The sequence below is a fragment of the Pseudomonas sp. P116 genome, assembly GCF_020149425.1.
GTDB lineage: Bacteria > Pseudomonadota > Gammaproteobacteria > Pseudomonadales > Pseudomonadaceae > Aquipseudomonas > Aquipseudomonas anatoliensis.
Genome location: NZ_JACVHB010000001.1, coordinates 692,111 through 714,924 on the forward strand (window position 1 = coordinate 692,111; position 22,814 = coordinate 714,924).

General features: G+C 57.8%; 18 protein-coding genes. 2 read left to right on the forward strand and 16 right to left on the reverse strand.

Going from position 1 to position 22,814, the window contains the following annotated elements:
- Positions 1 to 57 precede the first annotated feature (57 nt).
- From ICA15_RS03450 to sdhC, 12 genes are all read right to left on the reverse strand, one after another.
- Complete coding sequence (locus ICA15_RS03450; RefSeq protein ID WP_150601216.1) at positions 58 to 459, reverse strand: MAPEG family protein; 402 nt, start codon at positions 457 to 459, stop codon at positions 58 to 60.
- Positions 456 to 1,196 carry a DUF599 domain-containing protein gene (locus tag ICA15_RS03455; protein WP_150618445.1) on the reverse strand — a complete coding sequence of 247 codons (741 nt, stop codon included), beginning with the start codon at positions 1,194 to 1,196 and terminating at the stop codon, positions 456 to 458. The genes ICA15_RS03450 and ICA15_RS03455 overlap by 4 nt, the downstream gene beginning before the upstream one ends.
- Positions 1,197 to 1,456: 260 nt before the next feature.
- A complete protein-coding gene (gene brnQ, locus ICA15_RS03460; protein WP_150601214.1) occupies positions 1,457 to 2,770 on the reverse strand; it encodes a branched-chain amino acid transport system II carrier protein in 1,314 nt (437 codons plus the stop codon).
- A gap of 503 nt (positions 2,771 to 3,273) precedes the next feature.
- Positions 3,274 to 4,155, reverse strand: a complete 882-nt coding sequence (sucD, locus tag ICA15_RS03465) for a succinate--CoA ligase subunit alpha (protein ID WP_042558294.1) — start codon at positions 4,153 to 4,155, stop codon at positions 3,274 to 3,276.
- Positions 4,155 to 5,321 (reverse strand): ADP-forming succinate--CoA ligase subunit beta, encoded by a 1,167-nt coding sequence (gene sucC / locus ICA15_RS03470; RefSeq protein WP_007919879.1) that lies wholly within the window; start codon positions 5,319 to 5,321, stop codon positions 4,155 to 4,157. Before sucC ends, sucD begins: the two co-directional genes overlap by 1 nt.
- Before the next feature lie 183 nt (positions 5,322 to 5,504).
- A complete protein-coding gene (lpdA, locus tag ICA15_RS03475; protein ID WP_129391073.1) occupies positions 5,505 to 6,941 on the reverse strand; it encodes a dihydrolipoyl dehydrogenase in 1,437 nt (478 codons plus the stop codon).
- Between the two features lie 97 nt (positions 6,942 to 7,038).
- On the reverse strand, positions 7,039 to 8,265 hold the full coding sequence (odhB, locus tag ICA15_RS03480; protein ID WP_150618444.1) for a 2-oxoglutarate dehydrogenase complex dihydrolipoyllysine-residue succinyltransferase: 1,227 nt from the start codon (positions 8,263 to 8,265) through the stop codon (positions 7,039 to 7,041).
- A 42-nt stretch (positions 8,266 to 8,307) separates the two neighbouring features.
- The gene (locus ICA15_RS03485) at positions 8,308 to 11,139 is read right to left on the reverse strand and encodes a 2-oxoglutarate dehydrogenase E1 component (protein ID WP_150601212.1); all 2,832 of its coding nucleotides are present in this window, start codon (positions 11,137 to 11,139) and stop codon (positions 8,308 to 8,310) included.
- 251 nt (positions 11,140 to 11,390) lie between these two features.
- Positions 11,391 to 12,095, reverse strand: a complete 705-nt coding sequence (locus tag ICA15_RS03490; RefSeq protein WP_150601211.1) for a succinate dehydrogenase iron-sulfur subunit — start codon at positions 12,093 to 12,095, stop codon at positions 11,391 to 11,393.
- An 11-nt stretch (positions 12,096 to 12,106) separates the two neighbouring features.
- Positions 12,107 to 13,879 (reverse strand): succinate dehydrogenase flavoprotein subunit, encoded by a 1,773-nt coding sequence (gene sdhA / locus ICA15_RS03495; RefSeq protein ID WP_150601210.1) that lies wholly within the window; start codon positions 13,877 to 13,879, stop codon positions 12,107 to 12,109.
- Between the two features lie 3 nt (positions 13,880 to 13,882).
- Entirely contained in the window at positions 13,883 to 14,251 is a 369-nt protein-coding gene (gene sdhD, locus ICA15_RS03500) for a succinate dehydrogenase, hydrophobic membrane anchor protein (protein ID WP_007977503.1), read from the reverse strand.
- Positions 14,245 to 14,619, reverse strand: coding sequence for a succinate dehydrogenase, cytochrome b556 subunit (sdhC, locus tag ICA15_RS03505; protein WP_150601209.1), 375 nt, complete (start codon positions 14,617 to 14,619; stop codon positions 14,245 to 14,247). Before sdhC ends, sdhD begins: the two co-directional genes overlap by 7 nt.
- Positions 14,620 to 14,981: 362 nt before the next feature.
- On the opposite strand from sdhC, the gene gltA reads away from it, so the two are divergent.
- Complete coding sequence (gene gltA, locus ICA15_RS03510; RefSeq protein WP_150594210.1) at positions 14,982 to 16,271, forward strand: citrate synthase; 1,290 nt, start codon at positions 14,982 to 14,984, stop codon at positions 16,269 to 16,271.
- A gap of 968 nt (positions 16,272 to 17,239) precedes the next feature.
- Here gltA and ICA15_RS03515 read toward each other — a convergent pair.
- From ICA15_RS03515 to ICA15_RS03525, 3 genes are all read right to left on the reverse strand, one after another.
- Positions 17,240 to 18,898 carry a cation acetate symporter gene (locus ICA15_RS03515; protein ID WP_150594211.1) on the reverse strand — a complete coding sequence of 553 codons (1,659 nt, stop codon included), beginning with the start codon at positions 18,896 to 18,898 and terminating at the stop codon, positions 17,240 to 17,242.
- Positions 18,895 to 19,206: a DUF485 domain-containing protein gene (locus tag ICA15_RS03520; protein ID WP_042558286.1), complete on the reverse strand. Its 312-nt coding sequence runs from the start codon at positions 19,204 to 19,206 to the stop codon at positions 18,895 to 18,897. The genes ICA15_RS03515 and ICA15_RS03520 overlap by 4 nt, the downstream gene beginning before the upstream one ends.
- A 240-nt stretch (positions 19,207 to 19,446) precedes the next feature.
- On the reverse strand, positions 19,447 to 20,298 hold the full coding sequence (locus ICA15_RS03525; RefSeq protein WP_150618441.1) for a glycine betaine ABC transporter substrate-binding protein: 852 nt from the start codon (positions 20,296 to 20,298) through the stop codon (positions 19,447 to 19,449).
- A gap of 287 nt (positions 20,299 to 20,585) precedes the next feature.
- Between ICA15_RS03525 and ICA15_RS03530 the strand changes: the two genes are divergently transcribed.
- Complete coding sequence (locus tag ICA15_RS03530; protein WP_210553679.1) at positions 20,586 to 22,181, forward strand: glycosyl hydrolase family 17 protein; 1,596 nt, start codon at positions 20,586 to 20,588, stop codon at positions 22,179 to 22,181.
- Positions 22,182 to 22,303: 122 nt separating this feature from the next.
- Here ICA15_RS03530 and ICA15_RS03535 read toward each other — a convergent pair whose 3' ends face one another.
- Positions 22,304 to 22,672, reverse strand: coding sequence for a hypothetical protein (locus tag ICA15_RS03535; protein ID WP_150601204.1), 369 nt, complete (start codon positions 22,670 to 22,672; stop codon positions 22,304 to 22,306).
- Positions 22,673 to 22,814: the final 142 nt, after the last annotated feature.

Below are 22,814 nucleotides of genomic sequence, written 5' to 3' on the forward strand. Positions count from 1 at the left end.
AAGGAAACCCGCCAAGTGCGGGTTTTCTTTTGTCTGTGATTTACCGCCAATACGGCCTTAGAGCAGGACAGTTCTAAAAGTCGGACTAATCATCAGCAACAACGAGCACACTAAACCGACCAGCCAGACCAGACTGCGCAACGCAGGCTTATCAGCCAGGTAGAGCCACAGGTAGATGATCCGCGCGATGACAAAAATGATCGCCAATGTATCGATCAGCCATCCCGCCGTTTGCGTGGTGTGCGCCATCAGCACTCCCACTGCGAACAATATGAACGCCTCGATGCTGTTCTGGTGCGCCGCCAGCGCCCTCGCGCCGTAACCGGTGAGCTGTGCCTGCTGTTGACGCGGCAAGTGGTTGTTATAACCGCCCTGCTCTTTCATGGCCTTGCCCACCGGCAGGCGCGCGATATAAATCAACAGGGCACTGATAAACACACACCAGAACGGAATACTCATGAAACAACCTCTTTGCTCGCCTCGGGAATGGGCGCCTCTGTAGGGGTATAGACCATGACATCAAGAACGTCGGAATGAAACTCGCGGCGGTACAAGACGACGACCACTCCGGCACTCATCAGCATGAACAACCAAGGGCTGACAAACCACGCCAACATGCTCATGCCGAAGTAGTACGAGCGCAGGCCGAAGTTGAACTGGTTGGCCGCCATTGAAATCACTCGCGCCGCTCGCGAAGCGAAGGCTTTGCGCTCCAGCTCCGAGACTTGGCGCTCACCGATCATTGGCGCAGAGCCCACCAGAATCGCCGCAAAGTTGTACTGGCGCATGCACCAACTGAACGTGAAAAACGCGTAGACAAATACCATTGCCAGGCACAGCAACTTGATCTCCGACATGCCTTGCGAGGCCTGCTGCACCATCGGAATATCCGCCAGCAATGACACCGCGCGATCGGATGCGCCCAGCACGGTGAGAATACCGGCGAGGATGATCAGGGTGCTGGAAGCGAAGAACGAGGCGTTACGCTCAAGGTTGCCGATCACGCTGGCGTCCGCGATGCGGTTGTCGCGCAGCAACATGCGGCGCATCCAGTCTTCGCGGTACAAGTGCAGCACGCTGGCCAGACACGCGGTGTCGCGAGCCTTCCAGCTGGCGTATCGGGTATAGCCGCCCCAGCAGATGACAAACCAGAGTGCGGCGAGCAGATGGATCAGATTGGCCTGGATGAACGACATGCGGTTCCTTGTGATGTGTGAACACGATACCTGTAGGAGTGAGCCTGCTCGCGATAGCGGTCTGTCAGTCACATCTGTTCTGGATGTGCCACCGTGATCGCGAGCAGGCTCACTCCCACCTAAAACCTGTGCAACCCTTCGACGTTAGCTCAGGGAAAAAGACACTGCCTGATGCCCATAAAAAATGCCCCGTATCGATTGATACGGGGCATTTCTGTTTAAGCGTTCATGACCTGCTTGTGGCGGGTCAGGAGACGACGTCAGGCAATGGCTTCGCTACGCTTGCCCAGCAGGCGATCGCAAACCACCGCGACCACCAGAGTCATCACGCACGGCACCAGCCACGCCAGACCCTGCTCGCTCAGCGGCAGGTTGGACAGCTGCGACGGCAGCCCGTCGGCGAGACCAGCACCTTTCAGCGCGTCGATCAGACCGAACAGGAACGACACCAGCATCACCGGGCCGAGGATGCGGCCATGCTCATGCCAGAAGTCTTTGCAGAAGCTCAGCGCTACCAACACGATGCACGGCGGGTAGATAGCGGTCAGCACCGGGATCGAGAATGCAATCAGCTTGGTCAGCCCGAGGTTGGACACCAGCAGCGAGAACGCCGCCAGGATGATCACCAGCGTCTTGTAGGACAGCGGCAACACACGGCTGAAATACTCGGCACAGGCGCAGGTCAAACCCACCGCCGTCACCAGACACGCCAGCGAGATCAGCACCGCAAGGAAACCGCTGCCCAACGAGCCGAAGGTATGTTGCACATAAGCGTGCAATACCGCCGCACCGTTGGTGGCACCGACGGCCACTTCATGGCTGCCCGAACCGAGACGGAACAGGCTGACATACACCAGCGCCAGACCGACACCGGCAATCAGCCCGGCGATGATCGCGTAACGGGTGATCAGCGCTGGCGACTCTACGCCACGGGAGCGAATCGCGTTAACGATGACGATACCGAACACCAGTGCGCCGAGGGTATCCATGGTCAGGTAACCATTGATGAAACCCTGGGAGAACGGCGCCGCTACGTATTCAGGCGTACCGTGCCCGATATCACCGGCCGGCAAGGCGAAGGCAGCGATGCCCAGCACGGCCAGCGCAATGATCTTCAACGGCGCGAGGAAGCGCCCAACGGTATCCAGCAAACGGCCCGGATACAGCGAGATGAAGAACACCAGCAGGAAATAAACCGAGCTGTAGAGGAACAGCGCCAACGGGCTCTCGCCGGTCAACGGCGCCAGGCCCACTTCGAACGACACGGTCGCCGTACGCGGGGTAGCGAACAACGGGCCGACCGCCAGGTAGCACGCGGCAGCCAGCACACCACCGGCAATTTTGCCGATCGGGCTGCTCAGGGCATCCATCGCGCCACCGACCTTGGCCAGTGCAACCACGGTGATCACGGGTAAACCGACCGCTGTGATCAGAAAGCCCAGCGCCGCCATCCAGACATGAGGTCCGGCCTGCAAGCCGACGATAGGCGGGAAGATGATGTTACCGGCCCCAACGAACAGGGCAAATGTCATAAAACCAAGTGCCAGGATGTCCTGACCTTTCAAAACTTTCATTAAGGAAATACCACACTACTGAATCGGAATTTAGAGGGGAATTGCCCTGTGGGATTAGGGAAATGCTGTCGATCCGTATGGGACTGACCCGTAACGCGCGGTGCATGCCTTGTGGGCGGCAGACGCAAAAATGGCTGCTAGCCTAACGAATTTGCCTGACAAACGCACTGTTTGAGGGCGAACTATCCGATACCCGACGTTTCTGTGTCGCGTTTACGTATCTATTTTTCATACTCAGTAATGTGTGGCTCAAAACCAAATCCTTGCTTCACCACTGGAAACCTGTGGCGAGGGGATTTATCCCCGCTGGGCTGCGCAGCAGCCCCAAAAAATCTCAATGAAGATACCTGACTGACTGCGGTCATTAGCAAGGGGGCCGCTTCGCAGCCCAACGGGGATAAATCCCCTCGCCACAAAGGCCTTCATGATTCTCATATGCCAGAAACAACAAAGGCCACCCGAAGGTGGCCTTTGCCTGGTAAAGCGTCAGCTAAGCGCGAGGCTTACTTGACAGCCCAACCGGTCAGCTCGGACAAAGCCTTGCCGATGTCTGCCAGCGAACGCACGGTTTTAACGCCTGCGTCTTCCAGGGCAGCAAACTTCTCGTCTGCAGTGCCTTTGCCGCCAGAGATGATTGCGCCAGCATGGCCCATGCGCTTGCCCGGAGGAGCAGTCACACCAGCGATGTAGGAAACAACCGGCTTGGTCACGTGTGCCTTGATGTAGGCAGCCGCTTCTTCTTCAGCCGAACCGCCGATCTCACCGATCATCACGATCGCTTCGGTCTTCGGGTCTTCCTGGAACAGCTTCAGGATGTCGATGAAGTTCGAACCCGGGATCGGGTCACCACCGATGCCGACGCAAGTCGACTGACCGAAACCGGCGTCAGTAGTCTGCTTCACAGCTTCGTAGGTCAGGGTGCCGGAACGCGAAACGATACCGACCTTGCCTGGCAAGTGAATGTGACCTGGCATGATGCCGATCTTGCATTCGCCTGGGGTGATCACGCCTGGGCAGTTAGGGCCGATCAGGACTACGCCCAGCTCGTCGCACTTAACTTTAGCGTCCAGCATGTCCAGGGTAGGAATGCCTTCGGTGATGCAGACGATCAGCTTGATGCCGCCGAAAGCCGCTTCCAGGATCGAGTCCTTGCAGAAAGGAGCTGGAACGTAGATCACGCTGGCGGTGGCGCCAGTTTGAGCAACAGCATCTTTCACGGTGTTGAACACTGGCAGACCCAGGTGCTCGGTGCCGCCTTTACCAGGAGTAACGCCACCAACCATCTTGGTGCCGTATTCGATGGCTTGCTGGGTGTGGAAACTACCTTGCGAACCGGTAATACCCTGGCAGATAACTTTGGTGTCTTTATTGATCAGGACGCTCATTATTTGCCCTCCGCAGCTTTGACAACTTGTTGAGCAGCGTCGGTCAGGCTGGTAGCAGCGATGATGTTCAAACCGCTTTCTGCCAGTACTTTAGCGCCCAGCTCAGCGTTGTTACCTTCAAGGCGAACAACAACCGGGATTTTCACGCCGACTTCTTTCACAGCGCCGATGATGCCTTCGGCAATCATGTCGCAGCGAACGATGCCGCCGAAGATGTTGACCAGTACTGCAGCGACGTTGGTGTCGGACAGGATGATCTTGAACGCTTCAGTTACGCGTTCTTTGGTAGCGCCACCACCTACGTCGAGGAAGTTGGCTGGCTTGCCGCCATGCAGGTTGACGATGTCCATGGTACCCATGGCCAGGCCAGCACCGTTGACCATGCAGCCGATGTTGCCTTCCAGCGCTACGTAGTTCAGTTCGAACTTGGCAGCGTGCGCTTCGCGCGGATCGTCTTGCGACGGATCGTGGAAAGTCTTCAGCTTAGGCTGACGGTACATTGCGTTGGCGTCGATGTTGATCTTGGCGTCGAGGCAGTGCAGATCGCCGTCAGCCTTGATCACCAGCGGGTTCACTTCCAGCAGAGCCAGGTCGTGATCCTTGAACAGCTTGGCCAGACCTACGAAGATCTTGGCGAACTGAGCAACCTGCTTGCCTTCCAGACCCAACTGGAATGCCAGCTCGCGACCCTGGAATGGCTGAGCGCCAACCAGTGGATCGATAGTGGCTTTCAGAATTTTTTCTGGAGTGTCGTGAGCGATTTTCTCGATGTCCACGCCACCTTCGGTGGAAGCCATGAACACGATGCGACGGCTCGAACGGTCAACGACAGCGCCCAGGTACAGCTCTTTAGCGATATCAGTGCACGATTCAACCAGGATCTTGGTGACTGGCTGGCCATTGGCGTCAGTCTGGTAAGTCACCAGACGCTTGCCCAGCCACTGCTGTGCGAAGGCTTTGGCGTCTTCTTTGCTGCGAACCAGCTTGACGCCGCCCGCTTTACCGCGACCACCGGCGTGGACCTGGGCTTTGACAACCCACTCGCTGCCGCCGATTTTGTCGCAAGCTTCTGCTGCTGCTTCTGGGGTGTCTACTGCGTAACCAGTGGAAACTGGCAGGCCGTATTCAGCGAACAGCTGCTTACCCTGATACTCGTGAAGATTCATGCTTTTTACCGTCTTCGTTAGGTACTGCGCATTCGGCGCTGCGCTCGTGATGAGTGCCGCGCCACCTGTGACTGCTGCTTGCGTAGCTGAGCTACGCAAGACTGCGTCCAGCGGACATTCCGCGGTGAGTCTTGCTCGCAAGGCTCACGACGGGCCGTTACCGCCGTGGTTTCTTATTGTCTGTTAACGCTTCTTGCGGTTGGCAATGTGGATGGCGCCGCCATTCACAGCCAGAGCAGCTTCGTGCAAGGCTTCAGACAGGGTCGGATGGGAGAAAACCATCATGCCCAGGTCTTCAGCGCTGGTGCCGAATTCCATGCCGATCGCGCCCTGCTGAACCAGTTCTGCAGCGCTCGGACCAATCACGTGCACGCCCAATACGCGGTCAGTCTTGGCATCCGCGATGACCTTGACGAAACCACCGGTATCGTTGGCGGCCATGGCACGGCCAGAAGCGGCGAACGGGAAGGTGCCGACGTTAACTTCAACGCCTTCAGCTTTCAAGGCCTGCTCGGTTTTGCCAACCCACGCGATTTCCGGGTGAGTATAAATAACCGAAGGGATCAGGTCATAGTTCATCTGGGCTTTGTGGCCCTTGATGCGCTCGACAACCATGATGCCTTCTTCCGAAGCCTTGTGAGCCAGCATCATGCCGCGAACCACGTCACCGATGGCGAAAACGCCCGGTACGGTGGTGGCGCAGTGATCGTCAACGTGCACGAAACCGCGCTCGTCCAGGGTCACGCCGCTGTCGGCAGCCAGCAGATCAGTGGTCACCGGACGGCGACCAACGGCTACGATCAGCTTGTCGAAAGTGATGGTCTGTTCGCCGTTGGCATCGGTGTAGTTCACAACGACTTCGTCGCCATTCACTTTAGAACCGGTCACGCGAGCGCCCAGCTTGATGTCCAGACCTTGCTTGGTCAGGGTTTTCAGCGCTTCCTTGGAAACAGCGGTGTCCGCTGCCATCAGGAAAGTGTCCAGAGCTTCCAGGACAACCACTTCCGAACCCAGACGCGACCAAACCGAACCCAGTTCCAGACCGATTACGCCAGCGCCGATAACGCCCAGACGCTTGGGTACGGTCTGGAATTCCAGCGCGCCAGTCGAATCGACGATGACGTTCTGATCAACCGGAGCCGGTGGAATGTCGATCGGACGCGAACCTGGTGCCAGGATGACGTTTTCAGCTTCGATGATTTCTACCGAGCCGTCTGGCTTGGTGACTTCGACTTTCTTGCCGGCCAGCAGTTTGCCGTGGCCCTGGATCGAAGTAACGCCGTTGGCCTTGAACAGAGTCGCAACGCCGCCGGTCAGGTTCTTGACGATGCCAGCCTTGCGGCCAACCATCGCAGCGACGTCCATTTTGACTTCGCCGGTCGAGATACCGTGAACGTTGAAGCTTTCTTTCGCTTCCTTGTATTTCCAGGAGCTGTCGAGCAGCGCCTTGGAAGGAATGCAGCCGACGTTCAGGCAGGTGCCGCCCAGGGCTTGCTTGCCTTCGGCGTCGGTGTACTTCTCGATGCAGGCAGTGGTCAGACCCAGCTGCGCGGCCTTGATGGCGGCTACGTAACCGCCAGGGCCGGCACCGATCACTACTACGTCAAATTTCTGCGACATTCAAAAAATCCTCTTTAGCGAAAAGCTTCAAGCCGCGCGCTGCAGGCCGTACCACCGTTTCCGGCGATACATCGCCTGCAACACGCGACTGCTTCTATCAGATATCCAGCAACAGACGAGCCGGATCTTCCAGCAGGTTCTTGATGGTCACCAGGAAGGTTACAGCTTCTTTGCCATCGATCAGACGGTGATCGTAGGACAGTGCCAGGTACATCATCGGACGGATCACGACCTGACCGTTGATGGCCATCGGACGCTGGATGATGTTGTGCATGCCCAGAATCGCTGCCTGCGGCGGGTTGACGATCGGGGTCGACATCATCGAACCGAAGGTACCACCGTTGGTGATGGTGAAGGTACCACCGGTCATCTCGTCCATCGACAGTTTGCCGTCACGGGCTTTCTTGCCGAAGGTGGCGATGCCGCCTTCGATTTCAGCCAGGCTCATCAGTTCGGCGTTACGCAGAACCGGAACCACCAGACCGCGATCGCTGGAAACAGCAACACCTACGTCGGCATAGCCGTGGTAAACGATGTCGGCACCGTCGATCGAAGCGTTGACAGCCGGGAAGCGTTTCAGCGCTTCGGTAGCGGCCTTCACGAAGAACGACATGAAGCCCAGACGTACGCCGTTGTGCGACTTCTCGAACAGGTCCTTGTACTTCGAACGCAGCGCCATGACTTCAGTCATGTCGACTTCGTTGAAAGTGGTCAGCATCGCCATGTTCGACTGAGCTTCAACCAGACGCTTGGCCACAGTGGCACGAACGCGGGTCATCGGAACGCGCTTCTCGACGCGATCGCCAGCGGCGAACACAGGAGCAGCAGCCGATGGCGCAGCAGCCTTGGCAGGTGCAGCGGCCGGAGCAGCTTTCTTGGCTTCAACAGCGGCAACCACGTCTTCCTTGGTTACACGGCCATCTTTACCGGTGCCTTTGACGGACGCCAGGTTGATGCCGTTTTCTTCAGCCAGTTTGCGTGCAGCAGGAGCGGCGATAGCGTCTTCGTCGGTGCCGGCAGCAGGTGCAGCAGCGGCTTGTGCTGCGGCCGGAGCAGCAGCGGCAGCCGGAGCAGCGGCAGCAGCGCCGCCCGCCTCGATGGAGCCCAGGACTTCGTCGGACAGAACGGTGTCGCCTTCGTTCTTGACGATTGCGCCCAGTACGCCGTCGGCGGTAGCCAGAACTTCCAGTACGACTTTGTCAGTTTCGATGTCGACGATCAGGTCGTCACGCTTGACGGCGTCGCCCGGTTGCTTGTGCCAGGTGGCAACGGTGCCATCGGCAACCGATTCCGGGAAAGTGGGGGCTTTGATCTCGATAGCCATTATCTGTAGTTCCTTAAATTCGGTTTCAGGTGCGCGAAGGCGTTAAACGGTAAACGCGGCTTGCAGCAGTTTTTCCTGCTGCTCGGCGTGCATCGATGCGTAACCACAAGCAGGTGCAGCAGAGGCATCACGGCCCGCGTACTCGAGTACGAGAGATTTATCGTGTTTGCCAACGATGCGGCGCATGTGGTGCTGGCTGCAGTACCAGGCACCCTGGTTCATCGGCTCTTCCTGACACCAAACGATATGTTTGAGGTTGGTGTAAGGAGCCAGGACTTCAATCAAGTCGTCCTCAGGGAATGGGTACAGCTGCTCGATACGCACGACGGCGATATCGTCACGGCCTTCGGCACGGCGTTTTTCCAGCAGGTCGTAGTAGACCTTGCCGCTGCACAGAACAACGCGCTCGACCTTTTTCGGGTCCAGTACATCGATTTCCGGGATCACGGTCTGGAACGAACCTTCGGCCAGATCTTCCAGCGTCGAGATGGCCAGCTTGTGGCGCAGCAGCGACTTCGGAGTCAGGACGATCAACGGTTTGCGCAGCGGGCGAATCACCTGACGACGCAGCAAGTGGTAGATCTGAGCCGGCGTGGTCGGTACCGCTACCTGAATGTTGTGCTCGGCGCACAGTTGCAGGTAACGCTCCAGACGAGCCGAAGAGTGCTCAGGACCCTGACCTTCATAACCGTGCGGCAGCAGCATGGTCAGACCGCACAGACGGCCCCACTTGTGCTCGCCACTGGTGATGAACTGGTCGATAACCACTTGGGCACCGTTGGCGAAGTCGCCGAACTGGGCTTCCCAGATCACCAGCGCATCCGGCGTGGTGGTCGAGTAACCGTATTCGAACGCCAGAACGGCTTCTTCCGACAGGAACGAGTCGTACAGGTCAAAACGTGGCTGACCGTCGTACAGGTGCTGCAACGGAATGTAAGTGCCAGCATCTTTCTGGTTGTGCAGAACAGCGTGACGGTGCGAGAACGTACCGCGGCCGATGTCCTGACCAGTCATGCGAATCGGGTGACCTTCGAACGCCAGGGTCGCGTACGCCATGGTTTCGGCGTAACCCCAGTTGATCGGCAGGCCGCCGGCTTGCATCTTCTGACGGTCTTCGTAGATTTTCGAGACCTGGCGCTGAACCACGAAGCCATCCGGAATTTCCAGCAGCTTGGCGGACAGTTCCTGCAGGGTCTTGAGGTCGAAGCGAGTGTCGTGACGCGCGGTCCAGGCGTGGCCCAGATACGGACGCCAGTCCACGAACAGCTCTTTGTTCGGCTCTTTGACCAGGCTTTTTACTACATGCAGACCGTTGTCCAGCGCGTTGCGGTATTCGTCGACTTTCGCCTGAACACGCTCAGCGTCGAGCACACCGCTCTGAGTCAGACTGTCAGCGTACAGCTCACGGGTGGTGCGCTGTTTGGTGATCTGCTGATACATCAGAGGCTGGGTGCCGCTTGGCTCGTCGGCTTCGTTGTGGCCGCGACGACGGTAGCAGACCAGGTCGATCACCACGTCACGCTTGAACTGCATGCGGTAGTCGATGGCCAGCTGAGTCACGAACAATACGGCTTCCGGATCATCACCATTCACATGGAGGATCGGCGCCTGGATCATTTTCGCAACGTCGGTCGCGTACTCGGTGGAACGCGAGTCCAGCGGGTTGCTGATGGTGAAACCAACCTGGTTGTTGATCACGATGTGCACGGTACCGCCGGTCTTGAAACCGCGGGTCTGCGACATCTGGAAGGTTTCCATCACCACACCCTGGCCGGCAAATGCCGCGTCGCCGTGGATGGAGATTGGCAGAACCTTCTCACCGGTAGGGTCGTTACGACGATCCTGACGGGCGCGAACCGAACCCTCGACCACCGGGGAAACGATTTCCAGGTGGGACGGGTTGAACGCCATGGCCAGGTGAACTTCACCACCGGTGGTCATCACGTTGGACGAGAAGCCCTGGTGGTATTTAACGTCACCGGAACCCAGCTCGACCTTCTTCTTGCCTTCGAACTCGTCGAACAGCTCGCGCGGGTTTTTGCCGAAGGTGTTGACCAGCACGTTGAGACGGCCACGGTGGGCCATGCCGATCACGACTTCCTTGGTGCCATACGAACCGGAACGCTGGATCAGTTCGTCGAGCATCGGAATCAGGCTTTCGCCGCCTTCCAGACCGAAACGCTTGGTACCCGGGTATTTGGTGCCCAGGTATTTTTCCAGACCTTCGCCGGCGGTGACGCGCTCGAGCAGGTGGCTCTTGATGTCGGCGGAGTACGTTGGACGGCCGCGCACGCTTTCCAGACGCTGCTGGAACCACTGACGCTGCTCGGAATCGGTGATGTGCGTGAATTCAGCGCCGATGGTGCGGCAATATGTCTGCTGCAACGCTTCGTGAATTTCGCGTAGGCTCGCTTCCTCTTTGCCGATGAACAGGTCGCCGGCACGGAAGGTCGTATCAAGATCGGCATTGGTCAAGCCGTAATGATTGATCGACAGGTCTGCAGGTGCAGGACGCTGCCACAGCCCCAGCGGGTCAAGCTGGGCTGCCTGGTGGCCACGCATACGGTAGGCCTGGATCAATCGCAGCACTTCAACTTGCTTCTTCTCGTGCTCACTGCTCACGCTGCCGGCGGAAACCGGTTGAGCGCGGCGCTGGTTCTTTGCCAGCAGCACGAAATGATCGCGAATTGTGGAGTGCGAAACATCAGTGGCAGAGCCGCCGTCGGCAGGCAGCTTCTGAAAGTAGGTGCGCCACTCTTCTGGCACAGCGTTAGGGTCGTGCAGGTAGAGCTCATAAAGCTCTTCCACATAGGCAGCGTTTCCACCTGAAAGGTAGGCGCTGTTCCACATGCGCTGCATCACGCTTTCTTGCATGCTTGGTCACCCTCGGTTAGGGGAACACCATCGATGTCGACACCGAGCAAACTTGCAGAAGTCCGAATGCAGCGACTAAAACAAGCCACCTAGGATCACACTGATAGTCCGGGTACCAGCCCGGATGCCCCTGCTTGTCTCATTTCTTCAAAATAAGAGCCGCAGCTTATGGCTGCTGCTCTGGTTATAGCCATGACGCGGGTTGAAGCCCGCGCCACAGCCTCTACGGTGCAGCGGTTACAGCAGCTGAATCACACGCCGCTCGAAAGCAGCATGTTACGGATGTGACCGATGGCCTTAGTCGGGTTCAGGCCTTTCGGACATACGTTGACGCAGTTCATGATGCCCCGGCAGCGGAAAACACTGAACGGGTCATCCAGCGAAGCCAGACGCTCGGACGTCTTGGTGTCGCGGCTGTCTGCCAGGAAGCGATAAGCTTGCAGCAGTGCGGCCGGGCCCAGGAACTTGTCCGGGTTCCACCAGAAGGACGGGCAAGAGGTCGAGCAGCAAGCGCACAGGATGCACTCGTACAGACCGTCGAGCTTTTCACGCTCTTCAGGGGACTGCAGACGCTCGATGGCCGGAGCCGGCGTGTCGTTCTGCAGGAATGGCTTAACCTTCTCGTATTGCTTGTAGAAGATGCTCATATCGACAACCAGGTCACGGATAACCGGCAAACCTGGCAGCGGACGAACGATCAACTTGTTGCCTTTTACGACAGCGGACAACGGCGTGATGCACGCCAGGCCGTTTTTGCCGTTGATGTTCATGCCGTCGGAACCGCAAACACCTTCACGGCAAGAGCGACGATAGGAGAAACCCTCGTCCTGCTCTTTGATCAGGGCCAGCACGTCCAGCACCATCAGGTCTTTACCACCGGTATCGACCTGGAATTCCTGCATGAACGGCGCGGCGTCCTGATCAGGGTTGTAACGATAAACGCTGACTTTCAACATGGCGGCCACCCTTAATAAGTCCGAATCTTAGGTTCAAAAGTCGGAACAGTCTTCGGCGAGAAGTTCACGGCACGCTTGGTGACGCGCTTGTCACCCGGGAAGTACAGGGTGTGGCACAGCCAGTTTTCGTCGTCACGATCTTCGAAGTCTTCACGGGCGTGAGCGCCGCGGGACTCTTTACGGACTTCGGCCGCGATGGCAGTGGCTTCAGCGACTTCCAGCAGGTTTTGCAGCTCAAGCGCTTCGATACGTGCAGTGTTGAACGCTTGCGACTTATCGTTGATTTTCACGTTGGCAATACGGGTGCGCAGGTCTGCCAGCTGGGCAATACCTTTCTGCATGTATTCGCCGGTACGGAACACGCCGAAGTAGTTCTGCATGCAGCTTTGCAGCTCGCGACGCAGTGTTGCGACGTCTTCGCCATCGGTACGGCTGTTCAGTGCGTTCAGGCGCGACAGGGCAGCGTCGATATCAGCTTCGGTAGCGTCATCGTATTCGATGCCGTCGGTCAGCGCTTTCTCGAGGTGCAGGCCGGCAGCGCGGCCGAACACCACCAGGTCGAGCAGCGAGTTGCCGCCCAGACGGTTGGCACCGTGAACCGATACGCAAGCCACTTCGCCGACCGCGAACAGACCATGAATGATCTCGTCCTCGCCTTCAGCGTTCTGGGTGATCGCCTGACCATGAATGTTGGTCGGAACACCGCCCATCATATAGTGGCAAGTCGGAACAACCGGAACCGGAGCAACAACCGGGTCAACGTGTGCGAAAGTCTTCGACAGCTCGCAGATGCCTGGCAGACGGCTGTGCAGCACTTCTTCGCCGAGGTGATCGAGCTTGAGCAGCACGTGGTCGCCATTCGGACCGCAACCGTTACCCGCGATGATTTCCTTGACCATCGAGCGGGCAACAACGTCACGACCGGCAAGGTCTTTGGCGTTCGGAGCATAACGCTCCATGAAACGCTCGCCGTGCTTGTTGATCAGGTATCCACCTTCACCACGGCAACCTTCGGTAACCAGTACACCGGCGCCGGCGATGCCGGTCGGGTGGAACTGCCACATTTCAATGTCTTGTACCGGCACGCCAGCACGCAGAGCCATGCCGACGCCGTCACCGGTGTTGATCAGGGCGTTGGTGGTGGAAGCGTAGATACGACCTGCACCGCCGGTTGCCAGAACAGTAGCCTTGGCGCGGATGTAGGTGGTTTCGCCGGTTTCGATGCAGATGGCGATCACACCGACGAACTCGCCTTGAGCGTTTTTCACCAGGTCGACAGCGTAGTACTCGTTCAGGAACGTGGTACCGGCTTTCAGGTTGCCCTGATAAAGGGTGTGCAGCAGCGCGTGACCGGTACGGTCGGAAGCGGCGCAAGTACGGGCAGCCTGCCCGCCTTTACCGTAATCCTTCGACTGACCGCCGAACGGACGCTGGTAGATGCGGCCCTGTTCGGTACGCGAGAACGGCATGCCCATGTGGTCCAGCTCGTAAACGGCAGCCGGGCCTTCCTGACACATGTATTCGATAGCGTCCTGGTCACCGATGTAGTCGGAGCCCTTGACGGTATCGTACATGTGCCAGCGCCAGTCATCGTTCGGATCGGCAGACGCGATTGCGCAGGTGATGCCACCCTGAGCCGATACAGTGTGCGAACGAGTCGGGAAAACCTTGGTGATCACGGCAGTCTTGTGACCGCCCTGTGCCAGTTGCAGCGCAGCGCGCATGCCAGCACCGCCACCACCAATAATGATGGCGTCGAAAGAAATCGTTGGAATGTTAGCCATGAATCAGATACCCCAGAGAATCTGCACACCCCAGACGAAGTAAGCGAACATCGCAACGCCGCATACTGCCTGGAAAAGGAAACGTACTGCGGTCGCGGACTTGCCCAGCGCCATTGGCGTCAGGTAGTCGGTCGCGATGGTCCACATGCCGACCCAGGCGTGAGCGCCAAGGGCAACGAGGGCCAGCAGACTGAAGATACGCATCCCGTTGTGGGCGAACAGGCCGTGCCACTGGTCGTAGCCAATGCCCGGATTCGCTGCGAGGTATCCGATCAGGAAGATGAAATAAGCCGCGAGAACAACCGCAGACACACGTTGCGCCATCCAGTCATAGAGGCCCGAACGCGAAAGGTTCGTAACGCTGGTTACCATATCCAAACTCCTGCCAGAACGATCAGCACCACGGAAATGGCGACGATGATTTTCGAGCCCAGGCGGCCGCCTTCCAGCGTCTCACCGATGCCCATGTCCATGATCAAGTGGCGCACACCGGCTACCAGGTGATACAGCAGAGCGGACAGGAGGCCCCATGCTACGAACTTGGCCAGCGGGCTGGTCAAGCATGCCTTCACCTCGGCAAAACCTTCCTCGGAACCCAGGGATTTGCCCAATGCATAAAGCATGAAGCCAAGGCCCAGGAAGAGGATGATGCCGGAAACACGGTGAAGAAACGACGTAACGCCGGTGATGGGGAGTTTGATGGTCCTTAGGTCTAGGTTTACAGGTCGTTGGCTTTTCACGGCTTTTTTTTCACACTGAAGAGCCCCTAACAATCAGGGCAAAGTTGTTGGGGAGTGCACTGGTCAGGTAACCACCACCCAGGGATGCGACCCCCAATAAAGCAGGCCCAAAAGCCCTTGGCGGTCGGTGGCCGAGTATAGACAGTTAGGCTACTAATGACAACGCAATCACCTACCCCAAATAGCGCATTGCACAAGTCGTATAAAAGGCGTAAATGGCAGTCAATTTCGAGGAAAAAGGGCACTTAAAGCCTTCTGGAGCAAGACTTTAGGCAAATTGACATTCGAATTTATCTCACTATAGTGGTGCGGGCCCTGCGTGGGGGGTCTGTCTGATGGTTCAAGCATAAATAGGAGGCCACATGGCTGACAAAAAAGCGCAGTTGATCATCGAGGGCGCAGCCCCCGTCGAGCTGCCCATTTTAACCGGCACCGTTGGTCCCGATGTAATCGATGTTCGGGGCCTGACGGCCACGGGCCGCTTCACTTTCGACCCTGGTTTCATGTCGACCGCCTCGTGCGAATCGAAGATCACCTATATCGACGGCGACAACGGCATTCTGTTGCACCGCGGCTACCCGATCGAACAGCTGGCTGAAAAGTCGGACTACCTGGAAACCTGCTATCTGCTGCTCAACGGCGAACTGCCGACCGCAGAACAGAAGGCCCAGTTCGTCAGCACCGTGAAAAACCACACCATGGTTCACGAGCAGCTGAAAACCTTTTTCAACGGTTTCCGTCGCGACGCCCACCCAATGGCCGTCATGTGCGGCGTAGTCGGCGCCCTCTCGGCCTTCTACCACGACTCCCTGGACATCAATAACCCGCAGCATCGCGAAATCTCCGCGATCCGTCTGGTTGCGAAGATGCCGACCCTGGCAGCGATGGTTTACAAGTACTCCATGGGTCAACCCATGATGTACCCGCGCAACGACCTGACGTACGCGGAAAACTTCCTGCACATGATGTTCAACACGCCGTGCGAGATCAAACCGATCAGCCCGGTGCTCGCCAAGGCCATGGACAAGATCTTCATCCTCCATGCCGACCACGAGCAGAACGCATCGACTTCCACCGTGCGTCTGGCGGGTTCTTCGGGTGCCAACCCGTTCGCCTGTATCGCCGCTGGTATCGCCGCACTATGGGGCCCTGCCCACGGCGGTGCGAACGAAGCCGTTCTGACCATGCTTGACGAGATTGGCGATGTGTCCAACATCGACAAGTTCATCGCCAAGGCCAAGGACAAGAACGACCCGTTCAAGCTGATGGGCTTCGGTCACCGCGTTTACAAGAACCGCGATCCTCGCGCGACTGTAATGAAGCAGACCTGCGACGAGGTATTGAAGGAACTGGGTATCAACGACGATCCGCAACTCCAACTGGCCATGCGCCTGGAAGAGATCGCCCTGACCGACCCGTACTTCATCGAACGCTCGCTGTACCCGAACGTCGACTTCTACTCGGGGATCATCCTCAAGGCGATCGGCATTCCGACCAGCATGTTCACCGTGATTTTTGCGCTGGCACGTACTGTCGGCTGGATCTCCCACTGGAAAGAAATGCTCTCGAGCCCGTACAAGATTGGCCGTCCGCGCCAGTTGTACACCGGCTACGAGTCGCGTGACATTACCAAGCTGGAAGACCGCAAATAAGATTTGTCTTGCGATAACGTTTTAAGTTGTACCGGGAACGGCCTCTATTTATATAGGGGCCGTTTTTGTTTGTGGCGTTTTTGGGGCATTTGGTTTGGGGGCATATCCGTTTTTGCGGGTGTTGCCGCTGGCGGTTTCGCTCTTACAGCGAGTCACCTTTTCCAAACGCCGAAAAGGTAACCCAAAAGGCTTTGCCCCGGCGTTCGGCACTTCGCTGAGGCTCAGTGTTCCCTCGCTACGGTGTCCATCAGGGGGCATCGCCTACGGTTTGCTTCGCTGCACCTCCTCTCGATGAATGCGGCTGCGCCGCACGGCGCTGCGCGCCTACCCCCTGATGAACACCTACGCTCGGCCTGCCGATGGGGCAAAAAATCAAAAGCCAAAGCCAAAGCCAAAGCCAAAAACAGATCAAAAGATCGCAGCCTTCGGCAGCTCTTACATTGGGAATGGGTGCACCAGCCAGATATTGGTCGGCTGTCAGGCCGCCATCGCGAGCAGGCTCACTCCTACAGAAAATCAAAAGCCAACCGCACGCTTTTCACCACTCAACAGGATGAGCGTTAGCTCGGCTGCAGCTTTTGATCTGTAAGGCGACGTCGGAAGGCTTCGTTCCGGGATTGATCCGGGCGTGGGAGCGCAGCGACCGTTTGGCGCAGCCAAACACAGCGAGAGGAGGTGCAGCGAAGCAAACCGTAGGCGCTGCGCCCGGATCGATCCCGGAGCGAAGGAACCCCGAGCCCCAGCGAGCGGGCCGTACGTAGGAGCAAGCGTTTTTTGCTTACTTTTTTTGGCGTTTGAAAAAAAGTGAGTCGCCGTAAGGGCGAAACCCTAAGAAGCCGTTACCGCAGCAACGGATATGTACTCAATAAACACCAACCACAAAGACCTCAGTCCGATAACCGCCCACAAAAAATGCCCCGATCTCTCAACCGGGGCATTCAGAACAACATTACAAAACCATCAAGCGATCAATGCGAAACCGCCCCACTCGCCCCCAACCCCGTCTGCGAACGCACAAACTGAGGGAAGAACAACGCACGTTCCCGGTCCGCAGCCGCCGACTTGTCAGTGATCGAGAAGAACCAGATCCCCACAAACGCAATGATCATCGAGAACAGCGCCGGGTACTCATAAGGGAAGATCGCCTTCTCATGATGCAGAATCTGCACCCAGATGGTCGGGCCGAGAATCATCAGGCCAACAGCGCTGACCAGACCCAACCAGCCACCAATCATCGCACCACGAGTCGTCAGCTTCTTCCAGTACATCGAAAGCAGGAGTACCGGGAAGTTACAGCTCGCCGCGATCGAGAACGCCAGGCCAACCATGAACGCAATGTTCTGGCTCTCGAAGAGGATGCCCAGACCAATCGCCAGCACCGCCAAGGCAATCGTGGTGATCTTCGAGACGCGAATCTCGTCCTTCTCGTTCGCCTTGCCCTTCTTGATAACGCTGGCGTAAAGGTCGTGAGATACCGCCGAAGCACCGGCCAGGGTCAGGCCTGCCACTACAGCGAGGATGGTCGCGAAGGCAACTGCCGAAATGAAGCCAAGGAAGATGCTACCGCCGACCGCGTTGGCCAGGTGCACCGCCGCCATGTTGTTGCCGCCCAACAGGGCGCCAGCAGCATCTTTGAAGGCCGGGTTAGTGCTGACCAGCAGGATCGCGCCGAAGCCGATGATGAACGTCAGGATGTAGAAGTAGCCAATGAAGCCAGTTGCATACAGCACGCTCTTACGGGCTTCTTTTGCATCACTCACGGTGAAGAAGCGCATGAGGATGTGCGGCAGGCCAGCGGTACCGAACATCAACGCCAGACCCAGCGAGAATGCCGAAACCGGATCCTTGACCAGACCGCCCGGGCTCATGATCGCCTCGCCCTTGGCGTGCACCTTGATCGCTTCGGAGAACAGCGTGTTGAAGTCGAAGTTGACGTGCTTCATCACCATCAGTGCCATGAACGATGCACCGGACAGCAGCAACACAGCCTTGATGATCTGCACCCAGGTGGTTGCCAGCATGCCGCCGAACAGCACGTACATGCACATCAGCACACCGACCAGAATCACCGCTACGTGGTAGTCGAGGCCGAAAAGCAGCTGGATCAGCTTGCCCGCACCGACCATTTGCGCGATCAGGTAGAACGCCACCACCACCAGCGAACCGCAGGCGGACAGCGAGCGAATCTGGGTTTGCCCGAGGCGGTAGGACGCCACGTCGGCAAAGGTGTACTTGCCCAGGTTACGCAGACGCTCGGCGATCAGGAACAGAATGATCGGCCAGCCCACCAGGAAGCCGATCGAGTAGATCAGGCCATCGTAGCCGGAGGTGAACACCAGCGCGGAAATCCCCAGGAAGGACGCCGCGGACATGTAGTCACCGGCAATCGCCAGACCGTTCTGGAAACCGGTGATCTTGCCGCCCGCCGCATAGTAGTCGGCCGCGGAGTTGTTTTTCTTCGAGGCCCAGTAGGTGATGTACAAAGTGGCGCCGACAAATGCCACGAACATCAGGATCGCAGGAATGTTCAGCGGCTGTTTGGCCACCGCACCGGTCAAGGCATCGGCCGCCCAGGCACCCGGTGCGAAAGCTGCAACGCTCAGTAGAGCCAGTAGACGCCGGATCATTGCTGAGCCTCCTTGAGAATCGCATTGTTCAGGTCGTCGAACTCGCCATTGGCGCGCTTTACGTAGATGCCGGTCAGGATGAAGGCCGAAAGAATCAGCCCGACACCGATAGGAATGCCCCAGGTAATGGAGGACTCAGGACTGATCTTCGCGCCCAGAAGATGCGGCCCGTAAGCAATCAGAAGGATGAAACCGGAGTAAAGCCCAAGCATGATCGCCGAAAGAATCCAGGCGAACTTTTCTCGCTTGCTAACCAGTTCCTTGAATCGGGGACTGTTTTGAATCGAGAGGTAAATGCTGTCGTTCATTGTTTTTATCCTCGCAGCACAGATTATTGTTGGAACGATATCCACTGTATGCGGCTGCGAGCCAGGTTCCAGACGACCTTAGTAGTAGAACGCCATGACGTATTCGCCATTCTTGAGCACACCCAAATAAATGTAGGAGTGAGCCTGCTCGCGATAGCGCCATGTCAGTCACCTCAGCATGAACTGACAGATTGCTATCGCGAGCAGGCTCACTCCTACAGGGGAGCTGCGGTGTTGCGGTTATTTAGTCCAGTCAGCCACGCGCTCCGGGTGCTTGGCTACCCAGGCTTTGGCGGCGGCGTCGGGTTTTGCACCGTCCTGAATCGCGAGCATCACTTCGCCAATTTCGTCTTTCGATGCCCACTGGAAGTTCTTCAGGAACTTCGCCACTTCCGGCGCCTTGGTTTCAAGCTCCTTGCTGCCGATGCTGTTCACGGTTTCAGCTGCACCGTAAACGCCTTTCGGGTCGTCGAGGAAGCGCAGTTTCCACTTGGCGAACATCCAGTGCGGCACCCAACCGGTGACGGCGATGGATTCGTTTTTCTTCTCGGCGCGGGTCAGTTCGGCGATCATGCCAGCGCCGGAACTGGCCTTGAGCGAGTATTTGTCGAGGCCGTAATCCTTGATCGCCTGATCGGTCTTGAGCATCACACCTGAACCGGCATCGATGCCGACGATGCGATTTTTAAAGGTATCGTCGGTTTTCAGGTCTTCGATGGATTTGGCTTTGACGTACTCCGGCACGATCAGGCCGATTTTTGCATCCTTGAAGTTCGGGCCGTAGTCGACGACCTGATCCTTGTTCTTCGTCCAGTAATCACCATGGGTCACTGGCAGCCAGGCCGAGAGCATGGCGTCGAGTTTGCCGGTGGCCACACCTTGCCACATGATCCCGGTAGCGACGGCTTGCAGCTTCACGTCGTAGCCGAGTTTCTGCTTGATCACTTCGGCCGCCACATGGGTGGTCGCGACGCTGTCGGACCAGCCGTCAACGTAACCGATGTTCAGGGTCTGTTTTTCAGCGCTGGCGAAAGTGGAGCTCATCGCAAGCGCCAGAGCGGCACCTGCGCTTAAAAGTCGTCGCATCTTCATCGTTACTTCCCCGAAATGCTGCGCCCGACGGATGCCGGGCATCGTCAACGTATTGTTATGGTGCACAGCGCCCCCATCACGCCTCATCGCAAACTCGGCCGGACATCAGTGGAGTACTGACGCTTTCGATCATCAACCTGACGCCCGAGGCGACCTGCTCTGCCAGCGACCTCAAGGCAACGAGAAACGACATTAGAAGGCCATTAACCGCTTCTATATAAATGGCGCCAAATAATCCGCCCGAACTTTGCATGTCAAAATCATGCGAGCCACCAACCGCCGGATAAATGCAGGTAACATGCGTCGCTTTGCAGCCACTCGGCCTGACCATGTCCGCGACGTCCCGCTTTCCTTTTCTCCCGTATCTCTTCGCCTGCCTGCTTGGACTGTTTGCCTTCGGCGGCTTCTGGTATGGCCTCGGCAAACCGGTGATCCTGCCGGACGCCGCGACGCCGACGCACAAGCTGCAATGCGCCTCCTACACCCCGTTCGACAAAGACCAGTCACCATTCGACGTACCGTTCAAGTTGCGCCCGGAGCGCATGGACGCCGACCTCGCCCTGCTCGCCACCCGCTTCGAATGCATCCGCACCTACTCGATGTTCGGCCTTGAAGCACTGCCCGATCTGGCGCGCAAACATGGTCTGAAGTTGATGATCGGCGCCTGGGTCAACAGCAACCCGGTAGACACCGAGAAGGAAGTCGACCTGCTCATCGCATCGGCCAACGCCAACCCGGACGTAGTCAGCGCGGTGATCGTCGGCAACGAAGTGTTGCTGCGCAAGGAAGTCACCGGTGGGCAACTGGTGAAACTGATCAACAAGGTCAAAAGTCAGGTCAAACAACCGGTGACCTACGCCGATGTCTGGGAATTCTGGCTCAAGCATCCGGAAGTCGCGCCAGCGGTGGATTTCCTGACCATTCACTTGCTGCCGTACTGGGAAGACGATCCGTCGAATATCGATGCGGCGCTGCAACACGTGGCGCAGGTGCGCCAGGTATTCGGCAACAAATTCGCGCCCAAGGACGTGATGATTGGCGAAACCGGCTGGCCGAGTGAAGGTCGCCAGCGCGAGACGGCACTGCCGAGCCGGGTCAACGAAGCGAAGTTCATTCGTGGTTTTGTCGCGATGGCCGAGAAAGAAGGCTGGCATTACAACCTGATCGAAGCTTTCGATCAGCCCTGGAAGCGTGCCAGTGAAGGCGCGGTTGGCGGGTATTGGGGGCTGTTCGATGCCGACCGCCAGGACAAAGGCATACTCGCGGGGCCGGTGACGAACGTGCCGCACTGGAAGCAGTGGCTGGCGGTCGGCGGTCTGATTTTCCTTGGCACGCTGTTCCTCGGTGGTCGAGTGCGCAATACGCGCTCGGCACTGGTGCTGCCGCTGTTGGGCGCCCTCGCCGCTTGCTCGATCGGGGCCTGGGGTGATCTGGCATTTGTGACCACACGATTTGCCAGCGAATGGCTGTGGGTCGGCTTGCTGACGGCCTTGAATCTGTTGGTGCTGGCGCATGCCGCGCTGACCTTGAGCGCTCGTACGGGCTGGCGTGAACGCATCTTCAATCTGCTGGAACGGCGTGCCGGATGGCTGGTGGCCGCAGCCGGTTTTGCGGCGGCGGTGATGATGCTCGAGATGGTCTTCGATGCGCGCTATCGCAGTTTTGCCAGCATGGCATTTGTGCTGCCGGCGCTGGTTTATCTGTGTCGGCCGGTGAGCGTGGCGCGTCGGGAGATTGCGTTGCTGACGTTTATCATCGGAGCCGGCATTGCGCCGCAGTTGTATCTGGAAGGGATGCAGAATCAGCAGGCTTTGGGCTGGGCGCTGGTCAGTGGGTTGATGGTTGTGGCGTTGTGGCGCTGCTTGCGGGTTCGCAGCCGCTGATCTTCTGCGTCTGTACCGGCCTCATCGCTGGCAAGCCAGCTCCCACAGGTTTTTGAGTCGTGCACATATATTGTGTTACCCCATATCCCTGTGGGAGCGGGCTTGCCCGCGATGACTGACTATCAGGCGCTGCGGGATGATCTGACCAGGCGCAGCCCCGCAATCACCACAGCAAACACCGCCAGCGTCGTGTTGTACAACGCCAGTGCCGGCAGCCCGAACACCAGCGCCAACACCGCCAACCACCACCCTGCCCGCCCCGGCACGACAAAACCGATCAGCGCACAACCCAGCGCCGCCCAGCCCAATACCTTGAAGTGAATCATCAACCCAAGATTAGCTCGCAACTGACATTCCCAACGGCTGGCCTCATCGACGCAAATCCCCACCCATTTGCCGTCCTCCATGAAGCCATAACGCGCGCCATAACTGGCGGCCAGCCACAATGGCAACAACACGAGTAACAGAATCACAGGCAAGCGGCGGGACATTAAGCACTCCAGTCTTCGGAAATCGGCGGCCAGCTTAATCCGCCGCCAACCATACGCAAGCAATAACAACAGTTAACTAGTCATTCAATCAGTGCAAAGTGTATCGTCCAGCTACTATTACTCCGAATTCTGCCTGTTTGGT